Raw genomic sequence first — 25,997 nt, forward strand, 5'->3', positions numbered from 1 at the left:
GTATGAAATGGGATAAACGTGAATATTTTTCAATTCCGAATTTGATGGGATATTTTCGGATTTTGCTGATTCCGATCTATCTGATCGTATATATTCGAGCAGACAGCGTTAGGGACTACCAGATTGCGGCTGGAATTATGGTGCTTTCGTTTTTGTCGGATTTCCTGGACGGAAAGATTGCACGAAGGTTTAACATGGTGACGGAGTTTGGGAAAATTCTGGATCCCATTGCGGATAAAATGACCCAGGGGACGCTGGCGCTTAGTTTTACATTCCGGTATCCGGTAATGGGCGTGCTTTTACTTTTGTTTTTATTGAAGGAAACCATTATGGGAATCCTGGGCGCGTATATGATGCATAAGGGATATCGTATGGGCGGCGCAAAGATGCATGGAAAAATCTGCACAGCAGTATTAGATCTGGTGATGTTTCTTGTATTACTGCTTCCTAACCTGCCTTACCTGGCGGTGAATCTGATGGTAGCAGTTAGTGTTTGCGTGATGGCAGTTTCCCTTTGTCTGTACTTAAGAATGTACTGGAATGCTTGGAAACAGCAGAAAGGCAGCCAGGAAGAAATAGGGGCAGAAAAGAGGCGTAGTCGAAAGATGGTCATTGTGATAATCGCAGCAGTGTTAGTGTTGTTTGCTTTGGGGGCAATCCTTCCATTTGCAAGGCAGCCTAAGGTGACGGAAAAGACAAAGAAAGAGCTTGAAGTGGAGCGTTTTTATTCGGATCAGCCATCAGGAGAACGGGCAAAGGTGATTTCTGATAACGGAGAAGCGTTAGAGGAGAGACTTCGCTTGATTTCTCAGGCAGAGGAAGAGATCATTTTGTCTACTTTTGAGTTTGACTCTGACACCAGCGGGACGCAGATGATTGCCGCATTGGCAGATGCTGCCGCTCGTGGAGTGAAGGTTCGGGTTTTGGTGGATGGTTTTCCATATCTTACAACGATGTGGGGGAATCCGAAGTTTCTTGCGCTGGCACAGACAGAGAATGTGGAGATTCGGGTGTATAACCCGGTTCGGCCGTGGAAACCATGGGGCATTATGGGGCGGCTTCACGATAAGTATCTGATTGCAGATCGTACGGCGTATATTCTAGGCGGACGAAACACGTTTGATTTTTTCCTAGGCGACCAGAAAGGATATAAGAATTACGACTGGGATATGCTGGTTTATACAAAAGAGGCATCAGGGGACAGTTCTTTGGAACAGGTGCGTTCTTATTTTGAATCTGTATGGAAAATGCCGGAATGCAAGACATTTGGGAAGAGCCGTTTTTGGAAACAGAATCCATCTGTTAAGAAGGCAGAGGGAGAGATTGCAGACGCAGTAAAAACTTTGAAAGAGGCGTATGGAGATGAGCTTGGAAAGATCGATTACGAATCGATAACCCTTCCGGTCAACCAGATTCAGTTGATTTCCAATCCGACCCATATTCTGGCGAAAGAGCCGGTGGTATTTTATACCATTACGGAATTGATGAAGCAGGCGAAGGAGGAAGTGGTATTCCATACTCCATATGTCATCTGCGACGACTGGATGCTGGAAAGGCTTAATGAGGTCTGCGAAGGTGATAAGGATGTAAAAATGATGACCAACTCCGTTGCCAACAATGGAAATCCATTTGGTGCGATGGATTATCAAAAGAACAAGGAGAAGATTTGTGATACTGGAGTGGAAATCCTGGAATATGACAAAGGAGTTTCCTACCACGGGAAGTGTTTTACGATTGATGATCGTCTGGCGGCGATTGGTTCTTTTAACTGGGATATGCGAAGTGCTTATCTTGATACGGAGCTGATGCTTGTGGTGGACAGCCGCGAAGTGAATGAACAGCTTCGTGATGAAATGAAAAAATATGAACAACATGCTCTGAAGGTGACGGGGAAAGATACTTATGAAGTACCGGAAGGAGTAGAAAGGCAAGAACTTAGCGCAAAGAAGAAATTTCGGATAGCAGTTCTTAAGACGGTAGCTGGATGGGCGAGATTTTTAATGTAGGATAGAAGCAGTGCTTCAGAAAATATAAGGAGAAAGCGATAGATTATGGAGAAGACAACAGCAGAAAACCTGGTGATAGGAACTCATATGTCGATTGCCGCAGGGCTTGAGAAGACAGCGAAAAATGTGGTGAAGATGGAAGCGAATACCATGCAGATCTTCAGCAGAAATCCGAGAGGATCTACTTATAAAACATACAGTGACGAGGAAGTGCAAAAGTTTCAGGAGATTCGAAGGGGGAACGGGTTTGGTCCCATCCTTGCACATGCTCCGTATACTATGAATCTTGCCAGTGAGAAAGAGTCCGTCTATGAATTTGCATGTACGGTGATCCGGGAAGATATCCGCCGGATGGATGCGTTGGAAATTGAGAATCTGGTATTTCATCCGGGAAGCCATACCGGAATCGGGGTGGAGGCAGGAATCCAAAACATTATCGCCGGGCTTAATCAGGCGATAACCGGTCAGGAGAAGATCTGTGTACTGTTAGAGACCATGAGCGGAAAAGGAACAGAGATTGGAGCAAAGTTTGAGGAGTTGAAAGCAATTCGTGACGGAGTCTTACATCCCGAACGGATTGGAATCTGTCTGGATACCTGCCATGTGTATGCGGCGGGATATGATATTGTAGAGAATCTGGATGGAGTATTGGAAGAGTTCGATCGGATATTGGGGCTCGATCTTCTGCGTGCCATTCATCTAAATGACAGTATGATGCCGTTTGACTCTCATAAGGACCGGCATGCGGTGATCGGAGGCGGAGAGATTGGTATGGATCCGCTTCTTCGTGTGATCCGTCATCCAAGGCTTAGAGGAATTCCATTTTATCTGGAGACACCTTTGGATGATAGAGGGCATAAAGAAGAGATTGCCAAGATTAAAAGCTTACTAAAGTAGGAGATGAGTTATGAACGAAATGAAGGTAATTGCCCATATTCATACGGATTTTCCGTCAAAATTTGGGATTCCGCGTCAAAGCGGGCTGGCGGATACGAAAGCCGAGATTGTGTTTATACCGAAATACCGAAATCCGGATGCATTGCGAGGATTGGATGCATATTCTCATCTCTGGTTGATCTGGTGTTTTTCAGAAGCGGTACAAGAGACCTTTCGTCCGATGGTGCGTCCCCCAAGACTTGGCGGGAATACCAGAGTAGGGGTGTTCGCGACCAGATCTCCGTATCGGCCAAATCCGTTGGGGTTATCAAGTGTCAAGCTGGAAGAAATTGTATGGGAGGGACCCCAGGGGCCAATCCTTCGAGTGACCGGGGCTGATCTTTTGGATGGAACGCCCATCTATGATATTAAGCCCTATCTTCCTTATGTAGACTGTCATCAAGATGCAGTGGGAGGCTTTACAGACGAGGCGCAAAAATATCATCTTAAGGTAGAATGGGAGAGAAGCGTTCTCGAAAATCTTCCTAGAGAAAAACAGTTGGAGTTGGAACAGATTTTATCTCAGGATCCAAGGCCATCATACCAGGAAGATAAAGAAAGAGTTTATGGAATGGAATATTCCGGAATGGAAGTGAAGTTTCTGGTGGAAGAAAAAGATTTAAAGGTGTTGGAGATTAAAAAGATCGGGAGTGAATGATACAAGATGGAATTTGTAGTGGCAAAAGAAAAAGATCTGGAGCGCATGTGTGAAATTACGAAGATGGCAAAGAATCAGCTGAAAAAGATGGGGCTTGACCAGTGGCAGAAAGGATATCCGTCCAGAGAAGTATGGATTCAGGATATTGAAGACGGGTGCGCTTATTTGGCAGTGGAAGACGGGCAGATCTTAGGTGTATTTGCATTTCAGACAACGCCGGATGTGTCCTATGGAGAAATTAATGGAAAATGGCTGACCGATGGGGCATATGCATCCATGCACCGAGTTTGTGTGGCAGATGAAAGTAAGGGACGCGGTGTGGCTGGGAAGATGTTCGCTCAGGGATTTTTGATGGCAGGAGAACTTGGGTTCCCAGCGGTTAGAATTGATACGCATCCCGGTAATATTCCGATGCAGAGGGCGCTTGAGAAAGCTGGTTTTTTGGCCTGCGGAGAGATTCATCTCAAGGGTGGATGCGAAGACGGAGATCTTCGGATTGGTTTTGAAAAAATTTTATAAGGCATAGAAAAACGGTGCAAATTCACTCTTGAATTTGCACCGTTTTTAGATCAATTACAGACGATTGTAAATGCCGGAAAGAAGATCGAGAAGCTCTTCTTGTGGGAATGCATGGGTGTCTAGGCACAAATCATAGTTTTCAATGTCTTCCCAATACTGATCTGTGTAATAATTATAATAATAGCTTCGATCTTTATCCACTTTACGAATCAGCTTTTCCGCTTTTTTCTCGTCTGTGGAGTAACGCTCCATCACTGTTTGAATTCTTACCTCATAAGGAGCATAGAGGAAGATGTGCTTGCTGGTTGGTACATCCTTTAATACGTAATCAGCACAACGCCCGACGATAATGCAGTCTTCTGTCTCAGAAAGTTTGCGGATGACTTCCGACTGTGCGCTAAATAGTTTCTCGTCAATGTGTTCATAGCGGTAACGGCGGTCCAGGGAGGTATCAAGATCCGTCTGATACGCCCAGGGCTTTTCGCGTTTTTCATCCACTCGTTTTAGCTGATCATAAGGGATATCCATCTGTTCGGCAGCCAGCTGGATGAGGTCTTTGTCATAACAGTGGATGCCAAGTTTGTCTGCCAGTGCAATTCCGATACGATGTCCATTGCTTCCGAATTGCCGTCCAATTGTGATAATTCGTTTGCTCATATCCGTTCCCCCTTCGTAAAAGGTAAGTATTATTTTGTTAATTATAGTGTAGCACTGTCTGCGGGTGGTGTAAAGAAGGAGAAGAGGCGGCAGAACAATTCTATTTGCCGTTCGTTTTAAAAATGTGTATAATTGTTGCTGTATAAAAAGTAGATTGAAGATCCAAAGAAGCAGGAGGAGACCGATGGCGTTAGCAGAGTATGTGAAAGCGTATAAATTAGGGAAAAAAGAGTACCAGGCGCGGATACTTCAAGAGCAGAATCCTACCCTTCCGGTGTTGGATGAGATTCTTCCAACCAGGGGGACATTTTCGGAGGTGCCGCTTGGACTTGTGCAGATTCCTATGGATCAGATTGTAGGAACGAAGACGGAAGGAAGAAGCAACGCATTTGCAGCAAACTTCATGCCGATTTTAAAGGAAAATACGGAGTTTGCCCATAAGTGGGCGGCTCTTTCTACCAGCCATGAAAATGAAGGAATCCGTGAGCCGATTAAAGCCTATGAATATATGAACCGTTTCTATATAGAAGAAGGCAATAAACGAGTCAGCGTTATGAAATACTATGGAGTAGTGTCAGTGCCTGGGAATGTGACAAGAATCATTCCCAAGCGCACGGAAGAAAAAGAGAACAAAATTTATTATGAATTTTTGGATTTTTATGAGCTGACGAAAATCAATGCTATCTGGTTTTCGGAAGAGGGACGCTTTGACGAACTTCAGGCGGCAGTGGGGAAGAAGCCTGGAGAATACTGGAGCGACGATGAAAAGATGAATTTTAAATCGATCTATACGCGGTTTTCAGCGGAATTTCAGGCGCGTCATGGCGATCGACTGGCGATTACATCCGGGGATGCATTTTTAGCGTTTATCGCGATCTATGGATATGAGCCGGTCTGCGAGATGACGACGAGCGAACTGAAAAGGCTGATTGGGAAGAGCTGGGAAGAGTTTCGGCTTCTGGAGACCGAGAATGATATTGATTTGAAGATGAACCCAGGGCGGGAGAAGAAATCTATTTTGGGAAGGCTTTTTCCGTTTAGCACCACCAGGCAGAAGATTGCATTTATCTATGAAAAGACTCCGGAATCTTCCGCGTGGACGTATGCTCACGAGCTGGGAAGGCTTCATTTGGAGCAGACGTTCCCGGATGAGGTTGAAACCAGATATTATGAGAATGTTACAGTGGAAACGATTGAGAAGACGATCCGAAATGCGATAGAAGAAGGGTGCAATTTGATTTTTACTACGACGCCTGCCTTTGTCCAAGCCAGTGTCAAGGTTGCGATTGAATATCCGGAACTTCGGATCGTCAACTGTTCGCTGCACACGTCGCATCGCTATATCCGTACTTACTATGCAAGAATGCATGAGGCGAAATTTTTGATGGGTGCCATTGCCGGAGCCATGGCAGAAAATGACAGGATTGCTTACATTGCAGATTATCCGATTTACGGCTGCATTGCTAATATCAATGCGTTTGCGCTGGGAGCACAGTTCGTGAATCCGCGAGCGAAGGTGTATCTGGAATGGTCTACAAAAAAGGACTGTGATCTTATGGAAAACATCAGAAAAACGAAGGCAACTTGCATTTCGGGAAAGGACATGGTGATTCCTGCGGAAGCGTCCCGGTATTTTGGGTTGTACCAAATGGAAGACGGACAGCCCAAAAATCTGGCAATGCCGCTGTGGGACTGGGGAAAATTCTATGAGCAGATGACGCGGACGATTATGAATGGAACATGGAAATACGATGATGATCCGGCTGCAAATAAGGCGATTAATTACTGGTGGGGAATGTCGTCAGGAGTGATTGATGTGATTTGTTCTCAGAATCTTCCGGAAGGAACCAAAAGGCTGGTAGACTTTTTGAGAAAAACTATCAGCAGCGGAGAGCTGAACCCGTTTTTGGGAGTTTTGCATTCTCAGGATGGCGTTGTGCAGTCAGATCCGGGCAGGAGCTTAACGCCGGAAGAAATCATAACGATGGACTGGCTGGCACAGAATGTGATTGGTTCGATTCCGGAAGAGGAAGAACTGACCGAACAATCTTGGCCGGTGATTTCCCAGCAGGGAGTGAAGAAAAAGGAAGGATAACAAAGATTTATGAGAATACTTGCTATTGCAGATCAAGAGTCCTCTTATCTATGGGATCATTTTGAAAAAAGTAAGCTGGAAGGGATTGATCTGATCATTTCCTGTGGAGATCTAAATCCTAATTATCTATCTTTCATTGCAACGTTTACATCGGCTCCGGTATTGTACGTGCATGGGAACCATGATGAGAGGTATAACCAGACGCCGCCAGAAGGATGCATTTGCATTGAGGATAAGATTTATGTACATCAGGGAATACGAATCCTGGGGCTTGGAGGATCCATGCGCTATAAGCCGGGGGAATGTCAGTATACGGAACGGCAGATGAAGGCACGGGTGAATAAACTGAAGCTTCAGCTGTTGAGGCGGCGCGGATTTGACATTTTGGTCACCCATGCGCCGGCATATCAGCTGAATGACGGGATGGATCTTCCCCACCAGGGATTTCGGGCCTTCCTTACGCTTCTAGATCGATACCGGCCGAAGTTTTTCCTGCACGGCCATGTCCATATGTCTTATGGAAGACGGCATAAGCGCTATGATAAATATCAGGATACGCATGTCATCAATGTATATGAAAGATGCATATTTGATTATGAGGATGAGGAGCCGGGTAAGCATATCCGGTAAGAAATGAAAATATCAGCAGATCAGAATGAAGAGCTCGGAAGGACATTTTAGAATAAAAGTCTGAGGTTTGGCCAATGATAAATAGAGACGGCAGTTTCGCCGATAGAAATGGATGAATCGAGGACGGAATATGAAAACACTGCAAGAATTATATGAGGATATTCTTGAACAGAAAGTGAAGGCAAAAGAGCCGCTTCCGGCGCAGTATGATCCAAGACATCTTGACTGTCTCCTTAATCCAAGACAATATGCTCCGGTGGTTCCTTCTGCGGAATGCGAACAATGCAGCTACGACCGGGCGTGTAGAAGAAGCTGCCTGTTTGATGCGATTGAGGAACAAAGGGATGGAAGACTGTGGATCAATCCAGAGCGGTGCGTTGGCTGTGGGGATTGTATAGAAGCCTGTAAGGAAGGGCGCCTTGTGATGTCGAAAGACGGGCTTGCTGCGATGCGGGCGGTTCGCCGCTCTCCCGGAAAAGCATATCTGATGGTGGCGCCTGCTTTTGTAGGGCAGTTTGGAGAAGGGGTGACTCCCGGAAAATTGCGAAGCGCATGCAAGGCGCTTGGATTTGCCGGAATGGTAGAAGTTGCACTCTTTGCAGACATTCTGACATTGAAGGAGGCACTGGAGTTTCAAAAACATGTGCGGGAAACTGGGGATTATCAGCTTACTAGCTGCTGCTGTCCCGTATGGATTCGTATGATACGTGGGAAATATCACGAGCTGCTTCCCCATGTTCCTGGGGCAGTGTCCCCTATGGTTGCATGCGGGCGAATGCTCAAGAAGATGAAGAAAGAAGCAGTGACCGTTTTTGTGGGGCCTTGTCTTGCGAAAAAAGCGGAAGCCCGTGAGGCAGATATTGCGGATGCTGTGGATTATGTGCTGACATTTGAAGAGTGGAAAGAGTTGTTGGATGTAGCTGGAATCCGTCCAGAAGATCTGCCGGAAGATGAGAAAAATCATGCATCGTCGGCAGGGCGTTTGTACGCGCGTGCAGGCGGTGTCAGCAAGGCGGTGTCGGAGATGGTTATGCAGCTTGGCGACAGCGCGAAGGAAGAAGCATTGAATATAAAGAGTGAAAAAGCAAGCGGAACGAAAGCGTGTATGGAGCTGATACGCCGGATTCAGGCAGGAGAGACGGATGCTAATTTTTTTGAAGGAATGGGCTGTGAAGGCGGCTGCGTGGGGGGACCCAAACGGTTGGTGCCTGTGGATGACGGAAAGAAGTGGGTTGATCAGTATGCTGCTGATGCGAAGTTTCATACGCCACTTGAAAATCCGTACGTGCTGAGACTGCTGCAAGACTTAGGATTTGATACGGTGGAGCAGCTTTTGGAAGATGAGAGTTTGTTTACTCGCGTATTTTAGGGAGAAACAAACGGATAAAATACAGAAGAAAAGGAAGGACAGATAACGACATGAAGTATTATCTTGCCCCGCTTGAGGGCATTACGACGGATGTATACCGGAGAGCGTATCATGCACATTTCCGGCCGATGGATAAATATTTTACCCCCTTTTTGGTGCCGCACACCAAGAAAGGGCTAAGCGCCAAAGAAATCCGGGAAATTTCTCCGGAGAATAATAAGGGGATGTATCTTGTGCCGCAGATTATGGCGAATGATGCGCAAGGGTTCCTTGATACAGTAGAGAAGCTGAAATATTATGGTTACAGAGAAGTAAACCTGAATCTGGGATGCCCGTCTAAAACCGTAGTGTCAAAAGGGCGGGGATCCGGATTTCTGGCGAAGCCGGAGGAATTGGATCGCTTTTTGGATGCCATTTATCGGGGAACAGATGTGAAAATTTCAATCAAAACAAGAATTGGGAAAAATGAGCCGGAAGAATTTGAGCATCTGCTTGCAATTTATAACCAGTATCCACTGGAAGAATTAATCGTACATCCACGGGTACAGCAGGATTTTTATAAGAATCGTCCCCGAATGGAAATGTTTACAAAGGCAGAACAGGAAAGCCGATGTCCGGTCTGTTATAATGGGGATATTTTTTGCGTGGAGGATGGCAAAAAGTTTGCAGAACAATATCCGGCTGTGAATCGTATGATGCTGGGGAGGGGCATTCTTAAGAATCCGTCTCTGACAGAAGAAATGGAAGGGAAGCAAAGAGCTGATATGGCTAGAATCCGCGCATTCCATGACCAGATCTTTGCAGAATATCAGGAACGCAGTATGGGAGAGAAGAATGTTCTATTTAAGATGAAGGAGATCTGGAGCTATCTTGGAAGCGGTTTTCAGGAAGGAGAAAAACTTTTGAAAAAAATTCGGAAAGCGGAACATTTTGATCGATATGAGGAGGCAGTATCGCAGCTTTTTGACGGCGAATAGAAAAGAAATGGGATTGCAATGGTGAGAGGATTCCGATATAATAAGAAACGATAGAATAACGATGGAGAAATGCCGGTGGGAAAAGCCGGGAAAGGAGATAGGGATGGAAGATCAGAAGAAGCGGGTATACGATGCGTTGGATCGTTTGAAAATTAAATATGAAGTGGTGGAACATGAGCCGGTACATACGATGGAAGACATGGATCGTTTGGGCCTTCCGGAAAAAGGAACCCTTTGTAAGAATCTGTTTCTGAGAGATTCGAAAGGAAAGCGTCACTTTCTCGTGACCTGCGATGAGAAGAAGCAGGTGGATTTAAAAAGTCTGGGAAAACAGCTGGGTGGAGGTAATTTAAGCTTTGCATCCGAAGAAAGACTGGAGAAATATCTTGGACTTAAGCAGGGAAGCGTCTCACCTTTTGGATTGATGAATGACGCAGATCACGCAGTGGAATTCTTTATCGATAAGGACTTAAGCCGCTGTAAAAGCCTTGGAATTCATCCATTAGAGAATACGGCAACCGTATTTTTATCCTTTAAAGATTTGGATAAATTCCTGTGGGATTTGGATGTAGATGTAATTAAGGTGAAATTATAATGCCATAAAAGAATAATGTTTTAAGGATATTTTGACGATAGAAATTGTCAGAATGTCCTTTTTTATTACAGCAAAATAGAAACTTCTTTTGCAGGTATTTCAGAACAGGCTTTGATAAATAAGCGGCAAAAAATTGGAATTAAGGCCATTAAGCCAGAAGTATGCAGGAAACAAATACATTTTTTATTTGTGAAGAATTCGCAAACCCACACGATGAAGCCGGAGATCTGTATGGACAGATTCATTATCTACCGGAGAAGATTTTATTAAACGCAGACGCAAAGGAAGAATAGAAGAAAGCGACTCTTCTTCATGAGTTGATTCATGCTATGGATGAAATCTATAGCATTGGGCTGGAAGAAAAACAAGTTGAAAACCTTGGCAATGTATGGAAGTAATTATGGATTGGTTATAGAAAATTTTAGCAAATAAAATTTTGAAGAAAAAGGCTTCGTTTACAATTAAAATACTCGCAAATCTCGAAAAATCGTTGTGAAATTTTAATAGTTTTTTAATTGCATGTTCTGGGAATGGGAAGTAGAATAGAGAAAGTGATGTCAGAAGGACAAAACGGAAAGTGAGGCACTCAGCATATGGAACAACAGCAGAATAGTCAGGTTCCGCCGATGCAGCAGGAAAGTTACGGGAAACGCCTGTGGAATCTGTGGGGACCAGTTGTAATAAAATGGGCGGTAAGTTTTGGTGTGACGATGGTCGCAATGGGAATTATTAGTTTTATGTATATGTATTCTCATTATGATGTGGCTATGAGCGCACTGTCGGATGAAAGTGTGATGATGGCACTATATGAGAAAATCTTGAAGATTTATGCAAAGTACACCACCTGGGTTGAGGGAGCGGCAGCGCTGGCAACGATTCCTGTGATGCTTCTTTGGTTTCACAAGGATCGAGTGAGGGAGAAAATGATGGGGATTGTTCCGAATAAAAAAGCGCCGCTGTGGAAATATATTCCGCAGCTTCTGATGGCGTTGACATTTTGTGTGGCGGCGAATAATCTGATATTAATTGGAAATCTTTCTTCCGTTAGCGCGGGATATGAAGAGACGATGGATGCTCTTTATACAGCTCCGCTTGGTGTTCAGATTCTGTCTTTGGCTATCTTGATTCCGATTTGTGAAGAACTTGTTTTTCGAGGTCTCCTGTTCAAGCGGCTGCGTATGCAGGGGGGATTTATGCAGGCGGCTATGTATTCGGCAGTAGTGTTCGGATTTTTGCACATGAATCTGGTTCAGATGATTTACGGATTCCTGCTGGGACTGATGTTTGCTTATATTTATGAAAAATATGGTTCTGTGAAAGCGCCAATTCTTGCGCATGTTTCTATGAATCTATTGTCGGTGCTGGCGACGGAGTATCGACTGTACGAATGGCTTGCCGAGGATATGATGCGCCTTGGGGTTGTCACAGTAGTATGTGCAACTGTGGCTGCTGCAATGTTTACATTTGTGCAGAGAATTGAAGAAAAGCCAGAACCAGTTTTAACTGTTCCTGATCAGGAATAAAAGAAACGGGGAGTCTTTGGGGAGAACGAAAATGTTACAAAAATATTAAAAAATATTGCAATTTGCGGTGTAGTAGGCTATAATCGTTTCTAGGTATAGTTTTACTATATCGTTTTTGCGTTAGGAAAAAAGAGGAATAATTGATAAAGGATGGTTGAAAATATGAAGAAATTTGGAGGCAGACTGATTACTGCAGTGGTTGCAAGTTCATTGATCGTGACACCGGTTATTGCAGCTCCTTCTGTGGATGAGCTGGAGCAGAATAAAAAAGAAGCCCAGAGTGAAGTGAATTCTCTTCAGTCAGAATTGACGTCCGTAATGAATGAGCTAAGTCAGATTGAGAGTGATCTGATTAGCGTTGGGGAGGAAATTACGAAAAAAGAAGGGGAACTTGTCGTAGCGGAAGAAGAAGAGCAGCAGCAGTATGAAGATATGAAACTCCGTATCAAATATATGTATGAAGCCGGCGGAACCAGTGCTTTTGAAAGTCTGGTGGCATCAGAAGATTTTTCGGATTTTGTAAATAATGCCGAATATGTTCAGAATGTACACAGTTATGACAGACAGAAGTTGGCGGAGTACGTAGAGACGAAAGAGAAAATCGAAACCCTTAAGAGCGATCTGGAAAAGGATCAGAAAGAGATAGAAAGCAAACAGGCAGAGTATGAAGAAAAAGGAAATAACCTGGATGCAATGATTACATCTAAGTCCGCTAAAGTAGCAGATCTGGATGCGCAGATTCAGCAGGCGGCAGCAGAGGCTGAGGCAGAACGTCAGAGACGGGAGGCGGAAGCAGCAGCGGCGGCAGCACAGAATAATCCGCAGCGGCCGACAACTCCGAATCCTTCTAACCCGAATCCGGGAAATGGAGGTGGCGGTGGAAATACAGCGCCATCTGTTGATCCGGGATCTGTAGTAGGTCGTGCACAGAGTCAGCTTGGCAAACCATATCAGTGGGGGGCGTGCGGACCGAATAGTTTTGACTGCTCTGGTTTTGTAAGTTATTGCCTGACAGGAAGATTTGCGCGTTTGGGAACGACATTGACATTCATGGGATGGCCAAGAGTCAGCAATCCACAGCCGGGAGATGTGTGTACAACAACCACGCATTGCGGAATTTATATTGGAAATGGGCAGATGATTCATGCGCCTCAGACAGGTGATGTGGTAAAAGTTTCTCCGGTACGATCCAACATGATCTATGTTCGTTACTAATTGTCAGTGATGTCCGGTCATTCAAACTGGAGAATGAAAAAGAAAGAAGAAAGTACAGATAAAAAGCCTTGCATATGCAAGGCTTTTGTGCTATCATATTAAAGTCGCAAAAATCACGCATTTGTTTGTCCGAGATGGTGCCAAAGCTTAGAAATAAGCCGGTTTCGCGGACTTACAACATATGCGGAAGTAAAAAACCAAATGGAGGAAAGAAACATGAGCGTTATTTCAATGAAGCAACTTTTAGAAGCAGGTGTTCACTTTGGACATCAGACAAGAAGATGGAACCCTAAGATGGCTCCGTACATCTACACAGAGAGAAATGGTATCTACATCATCGACTTACAGAAATCTGTAGGAAAAGTAGATGAAGCTTATCAGGCAGTATCTGATATTGCAGCAGATGGCGGAACAATCCTGTTCGTAGGAACTAAGAAACAGGCTCAGGATGCTATCAAGACAGAAGCTGAACGTTGTGGAATGTATTTTGTAAATGAGAGATGGCTTGGAGGAATGCTTACAAACTTCAAGACAATCAAGAGCAGAATTGCACGTCTGAAAGATATCGAAAGAATGTCTGAAGATGGAACATTCGATGTACTTCCAAAGAAAGAAGTTATCCAGATCAAAAAAGAGTGGGAGAAGCTTGAGAAGAACCTTGGCGGAATCAAAGATATGAAGAATCTGCCAGATGCAATCTTTGTAGTAGATCCTAAGAAAGAGAAGATCTGTGTACAGGAAGCTCATACATTGGGAATTCCGCTTATCGGTATCGCTGATACAAACTGTGATCCAGAAGAACTGGACTACGTAATCCCAGGTAACGATGATGCAATCCGTGCAGTAAAATTAATCGTTTCCAAGATGGCAGATGCTGTTATCGAAGCAAACCAGGGAATGACTGGAGAAGAAGGATACGAAGAAGCTGCTGAGGAAGCTTACGCAGAGGAAACAGTAGAAGAGTAAGATTAGCATTTCAATTTCACGATGTATGGAGGAAAAGAAGATGGCAGTTACAGCTAGTATGGTAAAAGAGTTAAGAGAGATGACCGGAGCAGGAATGATGGACTGCAAGAAAGCTCTTAATGAGACAAATGGTGATATGGACGCAGCAATCGAGTTCTTAAGAAAGAACGGACAGGCTAAGGCTGAGAAGAAAGCTGGAAGAATTGCAGCAGAGGGTATCGTTATGGCTGGTGTGAAGGAAGATAAGACAGCAGCTATCGTAGAAGTAAACTCTGAGACAGACTTCGTAGCTAAGAATGCTGATTTCCAGGCATATGTTCAGGCAGTTGTAAATCAGGCGCTTGCAACAAATGCAGCAGATATGGATGCATTTATGGCAGAGGCATGGAATGAAGATGCTTCTAAGACTGTAAAAGATGTTCTGACAGAGAAGATCGCAGTGATCGGTGAGAACTTAAATATCAGAAGATTTGAGAAAATCGAAGCTGAGGGATGCGTTGTATCTTACATCCACGGTGGCGGACGTATCGGTGTTCTTGTTGAGGCTGATACAGATGTTGTTAACGATGAGATCAAGACATGCTTAAAGAATGTAGCTATGCAGGTAGCAGCAATGTCTCCGAAGTATGTATCTCGTGATGAAGTAGAGCAGGATTTCTTAGAGCATGAGAAAGAGATTCTTCTTGCACAGGCTAAGAAAGAGAATCCAAACAAGCCAGACAATATCATTGAGAAGATGATCATCGGACGTCTGAACAAAGAGATGAAAGAGATCTGTCTGTTAGACCAGACATACGTACAGGACAGCGACCTTACAGTTGCTAAATACGTAGAGAAAGTTGCAAAAGAGAACGGTGCTAACGTAACAGTTAAGAAATTCGTTCGTTTTGAGACTGGTGAAGGACTTGAGAAGAAGAACGAGGACTTCGCAGCAGAAGTTGCAGCTCAGATGGGTAAATAATCCCTGTTTTGAATAACTTTTAAGAGAATTTGATAGACCCTTGAAAACCTAGTGTTTTCAAGGGTTTTCTCATTTATAGTCCCATCCTTATAATTTCCTTATATTTCTCCTTTATCTTATATAACAGAGCAGGAAAGGAGAAATGACAATGAAAGAAAAAAACAGTGCCGGATATAATGAGAATCTGGTGGAAATGAATCACATAACAAAAGTATTTCACAAGCAAAGGGCGATAGATCAAGTGTCTCTTTGTATCCCAAAGAATTGTGTATACGGTCTTCTCGGACCCAATGGGGCGGGGAAATCGACGTTACTAAAATGTCTGACAGGAATGCTTAGACCTACAAAAGGGGAGATATTGTTTGACGGTTATCTGTGGACAAGGGAAGATTTAAATCATATCGGAGCGTTGGTTGAGACACCGCCTATTTACGAAAATTTAAGTGCGTGGGAGAATCTAAAAGTACGTACGCTTCTTTTGGGACTTCCGGACAGCAGGATTGAGGAAGTGTTGAAAGTGGTTCGCCTCACGAACACAGGGAAGAAAAAGGCAGGTGCATTTTCGCTTGGAATGAAACAGCGTCTTGGAATTGCTATTGCGCTTTTGAACCATCCGAAACTGCTTGTGTTGGATGAACCGGTCAATGGGCTTGATCCGGTTGGTATACAGGAGCTTCGAGAACTCATTTGTCAGTTTCCCGAAGAAGGGATTACAGTACTTGTGTCCAGCCATATATTAAGTGAGATTGAGCAAATAGCAGACAAAATCGCAATCATCGTAGATGGCAGGGTTCACTATGAGGGAAATATTTCTGATGGCGATAATCTGGAAGCCTTGTTTATGGATATCGTAAGAAAAGCAACAAGGGAGGAAATGTAAGGATGATCGGACAATATTTAAAGGCGGAAGCTTTGAAACATAAGCACACATCCATGTTAAAACTTTTGATTTTGATGCCGGTTGTCTGTGCTATGCTGGCGGCAGTTCTTACCCATGTGTTTTTCGCGGTGGATGGTTATAATTGGTGGTATATGGGGATGTATCCGGGATTGATAGCGCTGAGCTGCGGAATGCTTGTCGGGAAAGAGAAGAAGATGAAAAATCGGGCGATCTTAGCGTTACCCTGTGATATGGGAAGGATTTGGGATGCAAAAGTATTGTATGGAATCTTGGTCTCCGGAGCAGCGATGGTTCTTCTTATGATTCTTGTGATTGGAATCGCATTTTTATTGGAACATGTCCTAAATGTTACCTTTATTATTCGACCGTCTCTTTTTTCGCAATTGGAGGCAGGAGTGCTTCTTTGGCTGTCTTTTGGCTGGCAGATTCCGTGGTGCCTGCTATTGGCGCAGAGGTTTGGAAGAACCGTTATGTTGTTGCTTCATGTGATACTATGTAATGTGATGGCAATCTTTTTGTCATTATCACCAATTTATATGTTGTTCCCGGGGGCGATTGGAGCCAGAATGATGTGTCCGGTGCTAAGCATTCTTCCCAATGGACTTCCGGCACAGTCGGGTGAAATGACGTTTGCGCCGAGGCTTATGGATAGCTCCAGTATTCCCATCGGAATGGTGGCGTCTGTGATATGGTTTCTTTTGTTGTGGGGGGTTGGCAGAATCGATTATGAAAGAAGGATGAAAAGGGTATGAGACAGTTTGTAAGGTTATGTATTGGGGAGTGTTATAAGACGAAGCACACCATCATTCCAGCGCTTCATATAGGGATTCCACTGGTGGGCAGCGTGGCACTGCTGCTTTATCACCACTTTTCCAAGGTGGAGACGATGGTACAGTTATCAACCTTTTCGCAGTTGATCGGACTTGCCTTTCCTTTCATTGTCAGTCTTGTCTGCGCCTGTCAAATAGCGCTGGAAGAAGGTAATCACTTCCAGACCTTTTTAGGAGGAAGTGGAGGCTGGCTTCGTTCCTTTTGGGCAAAGTGTCTGGTGCTTCAAATCGCAGGGGGAGCATCGGTGGTGATCGGTATGGGTTCCTTTGCGTTGGGAGAAAGCTATCTTCTTGGGAATGCAGATCTTCCCAGTATATTATATATGGAGATAGCGGCAGGACTATGGCTTGGAAGTCTGATACAATATCCGATTCATCTATTTTTGAATCTGCGGTTTTCGCAGTCGGTGTCTATGGGAATTGGCGTGATCCAGTCTGTATTGGCAGCCCTTCTTATCACTGGGCTTGGAGAAGGAATCTGGCAGTTTCTTCCCTGCTCTTGGAGCATTCGGTTCTCAGCGGAGATTCTAAAAAGATTTCTCGGTTTGGGAACAGACTTCGGACGGGGAATCTTTGGATTGATAAGTATCAGTGTTTGTGCCATAATTTCTCTATGGTTTCAATATAGGGGAGAACTGGCAGCAGCTTCCGCACATGCAGAATAGGAGAGAGGATGTGAGATGGTGGAAAATATAAGGATTCATATATTGGTTGTGGATGATGACAGAGGAATCTTGGAATTAGTCCGAAGGAGTCTGGAACATGAAGGATATCAGGTGGACACCATCGAAGATCCTAACGTGGTGCTTAAAATAAATCTTGAGTGGTACCAGTTGATTATTTTAGATGTGATGATGCCTAAGATGGATGGGTTTTCGCTTTGCGCAGAGCTTAGAAATCGAGTGGACTGTCCGATTTTATTTTTGACTGCGAAAAGCGAAGAAGGTGATCTCATAAAGGGACTTGGAGCTGGCGGAGACGATTATATTACGAAACCTTTTGGAATCGGTGAACTTCGGGCGCGGGTTGCGGCACATCTCCGAAGAGAAAAAAGAGAGCGCAAACATTTATTGGAAGCAGGCGGCGTACAGTTTCAAATTCAGGCAAAGAGAATGTCATATCAAGGAAGAGAGATTCCCATGACGAAAAGCGAGTATGCAATTTGTGAATATCTGGCAGTAAACTTAGGGCAGGTCTTTTCAAAAGAGCGCATTTGTGAGGCGGTGTACGGGTATGATGGGGAGAGTGATGCTTCTGCTATCACAGAACATGTGAAAAATATCCGTGCAAAATGCAAACAATATGGACTGGAACCGATTGAGACAGTGTGGGGGATTGGATATCGATGGAAGGCAGAGTAAAAGAAAGAACACTGACAGGGATGTTTTTAAAATATATAGTGATCTTTTGTGTTAATACGGTGTTGATCGTCGTCGGCGCGTACATGGTCCTTGCCCTTCTGGCAGCGACAGGGCAGGTGCTTCCGGCAAATTATTCTGAGCAATGGCTCAATGACCATACAGAAGATATCCGTATGGCAGAAGATGTGGGAGAGATTCCATTTCCGGCAGGCTGTGAGTATGGTGTATATACAGAAGAAGGTAAATGGTTATACGGAACGCTGGATCAAAAGAGTCGTTCCCAAGTGTGGAAATGTTATCAGAAGAAAGATATGTCCTCTCAAGAAGGATACTACCGATTTATTCTGCGCTCAGAGCAGGAAGTCTGCATTGTGAAGTATCATTTGCGGATGCGATATACAATAGAACCGCTGAATCACATGTTACCGAATATGGAACTTTTGCTTCCGCTTGTCATGCTTTTGGCCTTTGTTCTTCAGTCGGTGCTTCTGGCAAGGAGATTTGCAAGAACGATGAGGGTGCGCTTGGAGCAGTTAAATGAAGTGACTCGGAAGATTTCAGAAAATGATCTGGAATTTGAAGTTGGCGTCTCAGATGTAAAGGAAATGAATAACGTACTCTGTTCGCTTGGGCATATGAAAGAAGCACTTCAAGTGTCTTTAAAGAGACAGTGGGATCTGGAAAGTGAACACAAAAGAAAAATGCAGGCGCTGGTACACGATATTAAGACGCCGCTTACCATTATCAAAGGAAATGCAGAGCTTGCAGAAGAGGATCTGGAAGCATTAAGAGAAGAAGCGTATCATTTGGAGCATGGACAGGTGCTGCAAAGTGTGGGAGAGAGTCAAAGACAGATTGTGGAGTACACAAAAGAGGTGGAAAAGTATCTGGATAAGATGCGTCTTCTTTTGAACGATCAGGAATCTGCGGAACAGGAAATCTGTATCAGCAGTGAGAAGCTTCAAGGACAATTAAAAATACTGGCAGAGCAGATGGCATCAGCAAAACATATGCCTTTGATGGTTTGGTGTTGCAAATCAGATACCGTGATACAGGTGAATTTGGAGCAGCTAAAGAGGGCATGGAGAAATGTGCTTTCGAATGCTTTGGAATATACGGACATAGAGCAGGGAATAGATATCAAAATGACAGAGAGCATGAAAGAGGGCATTCCATATCTCTGTGCGAAAGTGCGTGATTATGGACATGGATTTACAAAAGAAGATTTGGAATTTGCTACGGAAGAATTTTATCGCGGAGATAAAAGCAGACATGACAGGAATCATCAGGGACTGGGGCTTGCGATCGTAAAGCGTTTTATAGAGGCACAGGGAGGATTTCTGGAGCTTGGCAATTCTAAGGAGGGGCAAGGCGCAGAAGTGACTTTGTGGGTGAGAGGAGAGGCAAAATGAAAATCATTACGTTAATGGAAGATACGGTAGGAAAGGAAGGGGCTTTGGCAGAGCACGGACTATGTCTCTATATAGAAACAAAGCACCATAAATTGCTTGTAGATACCGGTCAATCAGAGCTCACGTGGGAAAATGCGAAGAGGCTGGGCGTGGATCTTTCGAAAATAGATACGATTGTTATCAGTCACGGACATTATGATCATACAGGTGGCTTGATAAGTTATGCCAAGAATTTTGGACATGCAGATATTTATATGCAGAAAAAAGGGGCAGGATATTACTATCACGGAGACAGATATATCGGAATTGACCGCCAGATTTTAAATCTTCCGAAGCTTCATTTAATAGAGGGGGACTGTGTGATTGATGAAGAGCTGGAGCTATTTTCGGATATTACGGGGAGAAAATACTGGCCAAAGAGCAATCTGGAGCTTTCAGAAAAGATAGAGGGCAGAGAATTACAGGATCATTTTCAACATGAGCAATGTCTTGTCGTAAAGAATGGAAATGAGAAAATCTTAGTTTCCGGCTGTGCCCACAATGGGATCTTAAATATTCTGGAACGGTTCGAAACGATTTATCATACACATCCGGATAAGGTGGTCAGTGGATTCCATATGATGAAGAAAACAGGGTATACCGAGGAAGAGAAAGAGATCATAAGAAATACAGCCAAGCAGCTTCAAACATATCCAACAGTTTTCTATACCGGACATTGTACGGGGCGGGAGGCATTTGAGATGATGAAAGAGGTTATGGGTGATCAGCTTTTTTGGATTCATTCGGGTGATCGGATTGTATAGGGAGGTGAAGAAAAACTTCATCTCCCTTTTGCCTGCTTGATGGAATAGGAAGCGGTAGAAATATTGGGTGAGATCTTTGATGATTGATGGACGAAATCCTTGTAACGTGATAGTATATGGAAGGAAAAAGAAAGGAGCGGCAGGCAGATGGGGATGAAAGACAGGATCCCGAAAGGATTCTATAAGCTATTTGGAAGTAAATATACAGAATATTATCAGCAGTGTCTTCTTGCTGTCTATGAGGAATCTGGAAGCTCGTACTCTCTTTTAGGGCTTACGGAAGAGGAGTGCCACATGCTGATCCAGGAGACGATGACAAAGCTTTCCATGGATTTTAGCCAGGAACAGATGGACGAGGAAGGAGAGATCCTGACAAGATCGACGATACCGTCCGTGTTTTTACGCCATTTTGAAGAGTGGGGATGGCTGAAAAGAGATTATGATGAAGTGCTCAACTGTTATGTCGTGTCTTTTCCGGATTACAGCCAGCTTTTTTTAGAGCTGTTTTGCCGGCTTTACCGTGAAGAGGAGAGCAAAGAGCGAGAAAGCATTTTGACCGTCTATAGTCATTTGTTTACTTATAGTTCTGATCCGGAGAAGAATAATGAGATTCTAAAGAGTGCGCTTACATCTTCGAGGAGACTTCTGCAAATGCTGTCCAATATGCAGGATGGAATTCGGGGATATTTTGATGAGCTGTCGAAGCAGAAGACGTTTCTGGGAGTTCAGGAGGTTCTGATTCAGGAGATCAATAACAGCGACAGCAGGAAGTACGCCATTCTGACTACGACAGACAGCTTTTATCGGTATAAAGAGGCGGTGAAAGAGCTGATTGATCAAAATATCGAAGAAAATGAACTTAGAAAGCTGAAGTTTGAGGAAGAAAGACGGATGTCAGAAGAAGGAACGCCCAAGTGGATCAAATGGAACAGGGAAGCTTTGAGCTGTGAAGAAGCGATGGAGATTCTAAGGCGGATTGAACGGGAGTTTGACGCCATCGAGAGGCGTTATAATAAATTGATTGAGCAGAAGATGACCTTTGCCAAGCGGGCGGCTGCAAGAATCCGCTATATTCTGATTGAGGGAGACGAGCAGGAAGATCCGGTGAAGGCACTGGTGAAGCTTTTGAATGAAAGTGGAAGGAAAGAGGAGATCCTTGATGAGTGTGCCAAGCGAATCAGTCTGACAGAGCGATTCCAGACGGTGACAGAAAAAGGACTGTATCGTCCGAAAGGGACGGAAAAGAAAGGATTTCATCCGGTCTCTGTGACGCCGGAAGGAAAAGGCGATGAGGCGTTAGAGGAATTCGTGTTAAAACCGCTTTATACCAATGCAGAAATCGACAGCTTTTGGAGGGAAAATGAAAAAGACGGGGCATTTCGGGCAACGACAGATACGGTACGTTCGGTGGAAGATTTGGAAAAGCTGTTTTTCGTGTGGCAGGAAATGACGCAGGTGGCGGAAGAGTCTTTAGACATCCATTTGGATCAAGAGATAGAAAGCGAGGGAGGATTCCGGTATTCGGGATTGTCCATTGAAAGGAAATAGTATGAGATATTTAGAAGAACTGTCTGTAACAGAGGCAGAAAAACTGAAGAAAACAATCTTAAGCCTGCTTCGGCAGACTTGTATTTTGCGGGAAAAATATGATCCTGTGACATTGGCGCCAAGCGGGAACGAGCAGTATGAGACCTGTATCAGGCATCGGGAATTTATCTGCCAGTACCTGGATGTGATTGGCTGTGAGCTTCTTCACGATCCCCAGGAGTGCATTTTTCGTGTAGTTGGAGAAGGATTGGAGACCGAGCGGATTTCCAGAACTACAACGATCATTATGCTGTTGATCAAGATGATTTACCATGACAAGATTATGGGGAATGGTTTGGCGGCGACGGTTACAAATCTGGAAGAAATCAGAGAGTACGGGAGAAATTCAAATCTACTGAATGAAAAGTTGACTACAAGTGAGTGGAGTGAAGCACTGTGGATGATGAAAAAGCATCAGATGATCGAATATCCGGGAGCAGTCAGAGAGCTGGAAGATCATACGCCGATTTATATCTACAGTACGATTCATCTGTATTTTAGTTCGGCGATGGTGAATGAATTGCTGGAAGACTACAAAGAGGAGGAAGAAAATGGCGCAGGCGAAGAAATTATTCCGCAGGATGCTGTTGAGTAACTGGGGAGGAATTGAACATAAAATATTGGAATTCCATGAATATGTCAATCTCTTCAGCGGCAAGAGCGGATCTGGAAAATCTACGGTGATGGATGCCATGCAGGTAATTTTGTATGGAAGTGTCAGGAACGATTTCCTAAACCGGGCGGCGGACGATACCAAAAATAAAAGAAGTGTACTAAGTTATCTTAGAGGGGAACAAAAAGACGGGACTGCCAATCGAGGAAACGTAGACTTTTGTTCCCAGATTGTGATGGAGATTGAAGATACCGGAGCGCAGGAGCATGTTTGTGTTGGCGTTGTGTTTGAAGTGGGGAAACAGGATCAGGATCTGAAGAATTACTGTTTTTTTAGCCATACCGGAAGAATTCCGGAGCATGAGTATCTGACGGAAGCGGGAGTGCCCTATTCCCGTGCGCAGATTAAGACCGTGGTGGAAGAACGGGGAAAGGAGCAGGTGCTGTTCCTGAAAGGAAATATCAATCGCATGTATCCCTCTCAGGAATCCTATCGCAACACTCTGTGTGAAGTGATTTTTGGCGGGGTAGAACCGGGAAGATTCAAAACAATGGAAAAAAGTGCCATTGCACTTCGAATGTCTGACGGTACCGGCCAGTTTATCAAAGATTATATGTTTCCCAAGAGTAAGGAGGATACGATTGCGGCTATCAGTGAACAGCTGGGAGCATACCGCGAGATCAAGGAACGAGTAGAAGATCTGGAGCAGAAGATGACCCTGTTAGATGCGATTCAGGAACATTCTCGCCGGAAAGTGAACATTCAGGCAGATCAGGTAAGGGTGGAGGCGCTGCTTCGCATACTGGAGGCGGAGACGGAAAAAGCCCATCTTGCCGCGACAAAGGAAGAATTGGAACGAATTGAGGAACAGCAGAAGAAGCAGGAAGAACAGAGTCTGCGTTTAAGAGAGAAAGAAGAGGCGCAGCGGAATACACTGGTGGAAGTACGTGCGGAAATAAGGTCCAGTGACTATGGAAAGAAACAGGAAGAATTAAAGCAGATCGAAGAAATGTGTAAATCCTATGCGCTGGATTTGGAGACCTGGAAAGATCTGGTGTGCCGGCTGCGCAAATGGGAGAATACAGAAGAGATCAGTGATTTTGTCAGCAATCCTACGCTTCAGTTGTTAGAAGAGGTCTGTGAAGGAGAAAGCTCAGAAGAACAGGTAGAGCGCTTAAAGCAAGGGCTTTCGGAAGCGTTTGAATCGATCCAGGAAGAGCATACCCAGCTTTTGGCAGATGTGGCCAAAATGAAGAAGGAAGAAAAAGAGAAGCGGGAGGTTGCAGAAGAATTAAGACAGGACAGAAAGCCTTACGATAAGCGGCTTAGAAGTGTGAGAAAGAAACTTCAGTCTGCCTTAAGTGACCGCTATCAAACACCAGTAACCGTTTCGGTTTTTGCCGATCTATTCGATATTACAGATGAGGACTGGAAGAACGCAGTGGAGGCGCGTCTGGGAAGAATTCGCTTCGGGCTGGTGACAGAGCCAAGATATGCGCTGGAAGCGGCGAAAATTCTTCGGAAGCTTCAAGGACACGAGTATGAGAATATTACCTTAATCAATACTGCGGCGATTAGTCGGGATGAGCCGACAGCGGAAAAAGGGACGTTGTACGAGTCAGTGAAGACAGAATATTCTTATGTAGATCTCTGTCTAAAGCGGTATCTGGGACACATTTACAAATGCAATTCGGTAGAAGAACTACATGAAGTGCGAGATGGAATTACGAAAGATTGTTATGCTTACAGTAACTATATGTTCCGACATTTGCGAAAAGAGGAGTATGCTTATCCTTATATTGGAACCAGAGTTTCCAAGCGACAGTTAAAAGAACTGGAAGAAGAGATTCTTGTGCTGGAAGAACAGCGCATTGCAAAAACGCAGGAGGCGCTTACTCTGAAGCAGGTATGGGAATTGGAGCGGCTTAACAATTACCAGACGAAACAGCTGATTCGTCTTGCAGGTTCCCAGGAACGGCTGGAAGAACTCTCTGGGAGAGCGGATACACTGAATCAGGAGATGAAAACGCTTCGGGACGGTACCCGGATTCAAGAACTGCAGCGTGCAGAACACCAACTCCTTCAGGAGGCGAAAGAGCTTGGTGAAGCCCTTGAACACATACAGGCGGAACAGATCCGCTCGGCGGACAGACATGGGAATTTAAAGAAGACGTTCCAGGAATTAGAGGGACATCTTAGGGAGTTGGAGATAGGATTTGTCCCAGATCCATCTTTTGTAGAAGAGGTGCAAATGGTGTTAGAGCGGCAGGAAGCTGTGAGCTTTAAGAGACAGAAGCAAAAAGAATTATTCCGGCTTAAGGAACAGGAAGAGGAAGAAACAGATCAGTTATTCCTTGCCAGAAATCAGTTTAACCGTGCCTATCCTATGTATGGATTCACATCGAATGAGAAAGAGAACCAGGTGTACGATCAGCTTCTGGCAGAATGTAGAAGAGATTTTCAGCCGGCCTATAAAGAGGAATTTGAAAATCAGTGCGCCATGGTATACCGTAGCCTTCGGGAAAACGTAATTGCATCCATTCATGGAGAAATCAAAGCGGCATTTCGGCATCGTAGAGAGATCAATCGAATGTTGGCAAAGATTAAGTTTTCAGACAGTATTTATCAGATTGATATTCTTCCGGCTGATGATGAAAATGCACAGTTCTATGAGATGCTGATGGCAGAAGAACTGGATATGAAGCTTTTAGGGGAGCAGCAGATCGAAGGCCAGATGACCTTCGGGCAGGATGCATTTTATCAGAAATATGAAAGAGAAATTCTGCGCTTGACTGAAAAATTTATGCCTCCTCGCCACGAAGATCCGAAAGGGAAAAGTGCACATCAAAAAACGATGGAGAAATACGCAGATTACCGAACCTATCTGAAATTCAGCATGTATGAAAAAGTAGTGGATGAAAACGGGAACGTGAAGAAGAACCCGGTGGATGAGATGGCAGGCCGAGATTCCGGAGGAGAAGGACAGAATCCGAAATACGTAGCTCTTCTTGCGGGGTTTGCGATGCTTTATATGCAGCAGAACAACCGGGAGTCCAAGATTCGTCTGGTACTTCTTGACGAGGCATTTTCTAAGATGGATAAGGAGCGAAGTGAAGTGTGTCTGCGCTATGCGCGGGAATTGGATTTGCAGCTGATTGTCTGTGTGCCGGATGAGCGTCTACAGTCGCTTATTCGTAATGTGGACAGTGTGTATGGATTTAGAAGATCGAAAAATCGGATCTCTATGATGCACATCGATAAGGGAAATTATCTGCAGATGGTGAAAGGAGATCATAGATCGGTTTAAAAAATACGAGAGAAGGTATGAAATAATAAAAAAGTTCTTGACAGAGCTTTATGATGAATCTATAATAAGCACATAT

The 25,997-nt window shown here is 44.3% G+C and carries 24 protein-coding genes; 23 read left to right on the forward strand and 1 reads right to left on the reverse strand.

The genetic code is table 11. The features are described from left to right. Positions 1-2: 2 nt before the first annotated feature. Genes C0979_RS00210 through C0979_RS00225 form a run of 4 tightly spaced genes read left to right on the forward strand, consistent with a single transcriptional unit; the run spans position 3 to position 4,119 of the window. Complete coding sequence (locus C0979_RS00210) at positions 3-2,006, forward strand: phospholipase D-like domain-containing protein (RefSeq protein WP_101694070.1); 2,004 nt, start codon at positions 3-5, stop codon at positions 2,004-2,006. Between the two features lie 45 nt (positions 2,007-2,051). Continuing rightward, positions 2,052-2,903 (forward strand): deoxyribonuclease IV, encoded by an 852-nt coding sequence (locus C0979_RS00215; RefSeq protein ID WP_101694071.1) that lies wholly within the window; start codon positions 2,052-2,054, stop codon positions 2,901-2,903. A gap of 10 nt (positions 2,904-2,913) precedes the next feature. Next, positions 2,914-3,600 carry a tRNA (N6-threonylcarbamoyladenosine(37)-N6)-methyltransferase TrmO gene (gene tsaA, locus C0979_RS00220; protein ID WP_101694072.1) on the forward strand — a complete coding sequence of 229 codons (687 nt, stop codon included), beginning with the start codon at positions 2,914-2,916 and terminating at the stop codon, positions 3,598-3,600. Positions 3,601-3,606: 6 nt separating this feature from the next. Next, positions 3,607-4,119: a GNAT family N-acetyltransferase gene (locus C0979_RS00225; RefSeq protein ID WP_101694073.1), complete on the forward strand. Its 513-nt coding sequence runs from the start codon at positions 3,607-3,609 to the stop codon at positions 4,117-4,119. Positions 4,120-4,173: 54 nt separating this feature from the next. Here C0979_RS00225 and C0979_RS00230 read toward each other — a convergent pair whose 3' ends face one another. Next, the gene (locus C0979_RS00230; protein WP_101694074.1) at positions 4,174-4,776 is read right to left on the reverse strand and encodes a cytidylate kinase-like family protein; all 603 of its coding nucleotides are present in this window, start codon (positions 4,774-4,776) and stop codon (positions 4,174-4,176) included. A 184-nt stretch (positions 4,777-4,960) separates the two neighbouring features. On the opposite strand from C0979_RS00230, the gene C0979_RS00235 reads away from it, so the two are divergent. The 19 genes from C0979_RS00235 (at position 4,961) to C0979_RS00320 (ending at position 25,921) form a co-directional block, all read left to right on the forward strand. Then, positions 4,961-6,871, forward strand: coding sequence for a BMP family ABC transporter substrate-binding protein (locus C0979_RS00235; RefSeq protein WP_101694075.1), 1,911 nt, complete (start codon positions 4,961-4,963; stop codon positions 6,869-6,871). A 9-nt stretch (positions 6,872-6,880) separates the two neighbouring features. Continuing rightward, a complete protein-coding gene (locus C0979_RS00240; protein WP_101694076.1) occupies positions 6,881-7,501 on the forward strand; it encodes a metallophosphoesterase family protein in 621 nt (206 codons plus the stop codon). 130 nt (positions 7,502-7,631) lie between these two features. Then, on the forward strand, positions 7,632-8,870 hold the full coding sequence (locus C0979_RS00245) for a [Fe-Fe] hydrogenase large subunit C-terminal domain-containing protein (RefSeq protein WP_101694077.1): 1,239 nt from the start codon (positions 7,632-7,634) through the stop codon (positions 8,868-8,870). 50 nt (positions 8,871-8,920) lie between these two features. Then, positions 8,921-9,847: a tRNA dihydrouridine synthase gene (locus tag C0979_RS00250; protein ID WP_101694078.1), complete on the forward strand. Its 927-nt coding sequence runs from the start codon at positions 8,921-8,923 to the stop codon at positions 9,845-9,847. Positions 9,848-9,950: 103 nt separating this feature from the next. Next, a complete protein-coding gene (locus C0979_RS00255) occupies positions 9,951-10,442 on the forward strand; it encodes a prolyl-tRNA synthetase associated domain-containing protein (protein WP_101694737.1) in 492 nt (163 codons plus the stop codon). Positions 10,443-10,603: 161 nt separating this feature from the next. Continuing rightward, positions 10,604-10,735 carry a hypothetical protein gene (locus C0979_RS12195; protein ID WP_274602422.1) on the forward strand — a complete coding sequence of 44 codons (132 nt, stop codon included), beginning with the start codon at positions 10,604-10,606 and terminating at the stop codon, positions 10,733-10,735. A gap of 300 nt (positions 10,736-11,035) precedes the next feature. After that, positions 11,036-11,965: a CPBP family intramembrane glutamic endopeptidase gene (locus C0979_RS00260; RefSeq protein WP_101694079.1), complete on the forward strand. Its 930-nt coding sequence runs from the start codon at positions 11,036-11,038 to the stop codon at positions 11,963-11,965. Between the two features lie 162 nt (positions 11,966-12,127). Next, complete coding sequence (locus C0979_RS00265) at positions 12,128-13,180, forward strand: C40 family peptidase (protein WP_101694738.1); 1,053 nt, start codon at positions 12,128-12,130, stop codon at positions 13,178-13,180. Positions 13,181-13,396: 216 nt separating this feature from the next. Next, entirely contained in the window at positions 13,397-14,146 is a 750-nt protein-coding gene (gene rpsB, locus C0979_RS00270) for a 30S ribosomal protein S2 (protein WP_101694080.1), read from the forward strand. 40 nt (positions 14,147-14,186) lie between these two features. Next, the gene (gene tsf / locus C0979_RS00275) at positions 14,187-15,107 is read left to right on the forward strand and encodes a translation elongation factor Ts (RefSeq protein ID WP_101694081.1); all 921 of its coding nucleotides are present in this window, start codon (positions 14,187-14,189) and stop codon (positions 15,105-15,107) included. A 148-nt stretch (positions 15,108-15,255) separates the two neighbouring features. After that, positions 15,256-15,987 (forward strand): lantibiotic protection ABC transporter ATP-binding protein, encoded by a 732-nt coding sequence (locus C0979_RS00280; protein ID WP_101694082.1) that lies wholly within the window; start codon positions 15,256-15,258, stop codon positions 15,985-15,987. Between the two features lie 2 nt (positions 15,988-15,989). After that, on the forward strand, positions 15,990-16,760 hold the full coding sequence (locus C0979_RS00285; protein ID WP_101694083.1) for a lantibiotic immunity ABC transporter MutE/EpiE family permease subunit: 771 nt from the start codon (positions 15,990-15,992) through the stop codon (positions 16,758-16,760). After that, the gene (locus C0979_RS00290) at positions 16,757-17,503 is read left to right on the forward strand and encodes a lantibiotic immunity ABC transporter MutG family permease subunit (protein WP_101694084.1); all 747 of its coding nucleotides are present in this window, start codon (positions 16,757-16,759) and stop codon (positions 17,501-17,503) included. The genes C0979_RS00285 and C0979_RS00290 overlap by 4 nt, the downstream gene beginning before the upstream one ends. Positions 17,504-17,518: 15 nt before the next feature. Beyond that, positions 17,519-18,199: a response regulator transcription factor gene (locus tag C0979_RS00295; protein WP_101694085.1), complete on the forward strand. Its 681-nt coding sequence runs from the start codon at positions 17,519-17,521 to the stop codon at positions 18,197-18,199. Further along, on the forward strand, positions 18,184-19,611 hold the full coding sequence (locus C0979_RS00300) for a sensor histidine kinase (protein ID WP_101694086.1): 1,428 nt from the start codon (positions 18,184-18,186) through the stop codon (positions 19,609-19,611). The genes C0979_RS00295 and C0979_RS00300 overlap by 16 nt, the downstream gene beginning before the upstream one ends. After that, the gene (locus C0979_RS00305) at positions 19,608-20,414 is read left to right on the forward strand and encodes an MBL fold metallo-hydrolase (RefSeq protein WP_101694087.1); all 807 of its coding nucleotides are present in this window, start codon (positions 19,608-19,610) and stop codon (positions 20,412-20,414) included. The genes C0979_RS00300 and C0979_RS00305 overlap by 4 nt, the downstream gene beginning before the upstream one ends. A 147-nt stretch (positions 20,415-20,561) precedes the next feature. Next, positions 20,562-21,962 carry a Wadjet anti-phage system protein JetA family protein gene (locus C0979_RS00310; RefSeq protein WP_101694088.1) on the forward strand — a complete coding sequence of 467 codons (1,401 nt, stop codon included), beginning with the start codon at positions 20,562-20,564 and terminating at the stop codon, positions 21,960-21,962. 1 nt (position 21,963) lies between these two features. Beyond that, entirely contained in the window at positions 21,964-22,596 is a 633-nt protein-coding gene (locus C0979_RS00315; protein ID WP_101694089.1) for a DUF4194 domain-containing protein, read from the forward strand. Continuing rightward, positions 22,553-25,921 (forward strand): SbcC/MukB-like Walker B domain-containing protein, encoded by a 3,369-nt coding sequence (locus tag C0979_RS00320; protein ID WP_101694090.1) that lies wholly within the window; start codon positions 22,553-22,555, stop codon positions 25,919-25,921. Before C0979_RS00315 ends, C0979_RS00320 begins: the two co-directional genes overlap by 44 nt. Positions 25,922-25,997 lie beyond the last annotated feature (76 nt).

Source organism: Dorea phocaeensis (assembly GCF_900240315.1).
Taxonomy (GTDB): Bacteria; Bacillota; Clostridia; order Lachnospirales; family Lachnospiraceae; genus Dorea_B; species Dorea_B phocaeensis.

Excerpts from the sequence above, each read along its gene's own strand:
- C0979_RS00255 (WP_101694737.1), top strand. The coding sequence starts at position 9,951 with ATGGAAGATCAGAAGAAGCGGGTATACGATGCGTTGGATCGTTTGAAA.
- tsaA (WP_101694072.1), top strand. The coding sequence starts at position 2,914 with ATGAACGAAATGAAGGTAATTGCCCATATTCATACGGATTTTCCGTCA.
- C0979_RS00260 (WP_101694079.1), top strand. The coding sequence starts at position 11,036 with ATGGAACAACAGCAGAATAGTCAGGTTCCGCCGATGCAGCAGGAAAGT.
- C0979_RS00245 (WP_101694077.1), top strand. The coding sequence starts at position 7,632 with ATGAAAACACTGCAAGAATTATATGAGGATATTCTTGAACAGAAAGTG.
- C0979_RS00310 (WP_101694088.1), top strand. The coding sequence starts at position 20,562 with ATGGGGATGAAAGACAGGATCCCGAAAGGATTCTATAAGCTATTTGGA.
- C0979_RS00315 (WP_101694089.1), top strand. The coding sequence starts at position 21,964 with ATGAGATATTTAGAAGAACTGTCTGTAACAGAGGCAGAAAAACTGAAG.
- C0979_RS00295 (WP_101694085.1), top strand. The coding sequence starts at position 17,519 with ATGGTGGAAAATATAAGGATTCATATATTGGTTGTGGATGATGACAGA.
- C0979_RS00280 (WP_101694082.1), top strand. The coding sequence starts at position 15,256 with ATGAAAGAAAAAAACAGTGCCGGATATAATGAGAATCTGGTGGAAATG.
- C0979_RS00265 (WP_101694738.1), top strand. The coding sequence starts at position 12,128 with ATGAAGAAATTTGGAGGCAGACTGATTACTGCAGTGGTTGCAAGTTCA.
- C0979_RS00320 (WP_101694090.1), top strand. The coding sequence starts at position 22,553 with ATGGCGCAGGCGAAGAAATTATTCCGCAGGATGCTGTTGAGTAACTGG.
- C0979_RS00235 (WP_101694075.1), top strand. The coding sequence starts at position 4,961 with ATGGCGTTAGCAGAGTATGTGAAAGCGTATAAATTAGGGAAAAAAGAG.
- tsf (WP_101694081.1), top strand. The coding sequence starts at position 14,187 with ATGGCAGTTACAGCTAGTATGGTAAAAGAGTTAAGAGAGATGACCGGA.
- C0979_RS00305 (WP_101694087.1), top strand. The coding sequence starts at position 19,608 with ATGAAAATCATTACGTTAATGGAAGATACGGTAGGAAAGGAAGGGGCT.
- C0979_RS12195 (WP_274602422.1), top strand. The coding sequence starts at position 10,604 with ATGCAGGAAACAAATACATTTTTTATTTGTGAAGAATTCGCAAACCCA.
- C0979_RS00225 (WP_101694073.1), top strand. The coding sequence starts at position 3,607 with ATGGAATTTGTAGTGGCAAAAGAAAAAGATCTGGAGCGCATGTGTGAA.
- C0979_RS00290 (WP_101694084.1), top strand. The coding sequence starts at position 16,757 with ATGAGACAGTTTGTAAGGTTATGTATTGGGGAGTGTTATAAGACGAAG.
- C0979_RS00215 (WP_101694071.1), top strand. The coding sequence starts at position 2,052 with ATGGAGAAGACAACAGCAGAAAACCTGGTGATAGGAACTCATATGTCG.
- C0979_RS00210 (WP_101694070.1), top strand. The coding sequence starts at position 3 with ATGAAATGGGATAAACGTGAATATTTTTCAATTCCGAATTTGATGGGA.
- C0979_RS00230 (WP_101694074.1), bottom strand. The coding sequence starts at position 4,776 with ATGAGCAAACGAATTATCACAATTGGACGGCAATTCGGAAGCAATGGA.
- C0979_RS00300 (WP_101694086.1), top strand. The coding sequence starts at position 18,184 with ATGGAAGGCAGAGTAAAAGAAAGAACACTGACAGGGATGTTTTTAAAA.
- C0979_RS00240 (WP_101694076.1), top strand. The coding sequence starts at position 6,881 with ATGAGAATACTTGCTATTGCAGATCAAGAGTCCTCTTATCTATGGGAT.
- rpsB (WP_101694080.1), top strand. The coding sequence starts at position 13,397 with ATGAGCGTTATTTCAATGAAGCAACTTTTAGAAGCAGGTGTTCACTTT.
- C0979_RS00250 (WP_101694078.1), top strand. The coding sequence starts at position 8,921 with ATGAAGTATTATCTTGCCCCGCTTGAGGGCATTACGACGGATGTATAC.
- C0979_RS00285 (WP_101694083.1), top strand. The coding sequence starts at position 15,990 with ATGATCGGACAATATTTAAAGGCGGAAGCTTTGAAACATAAGCACACA.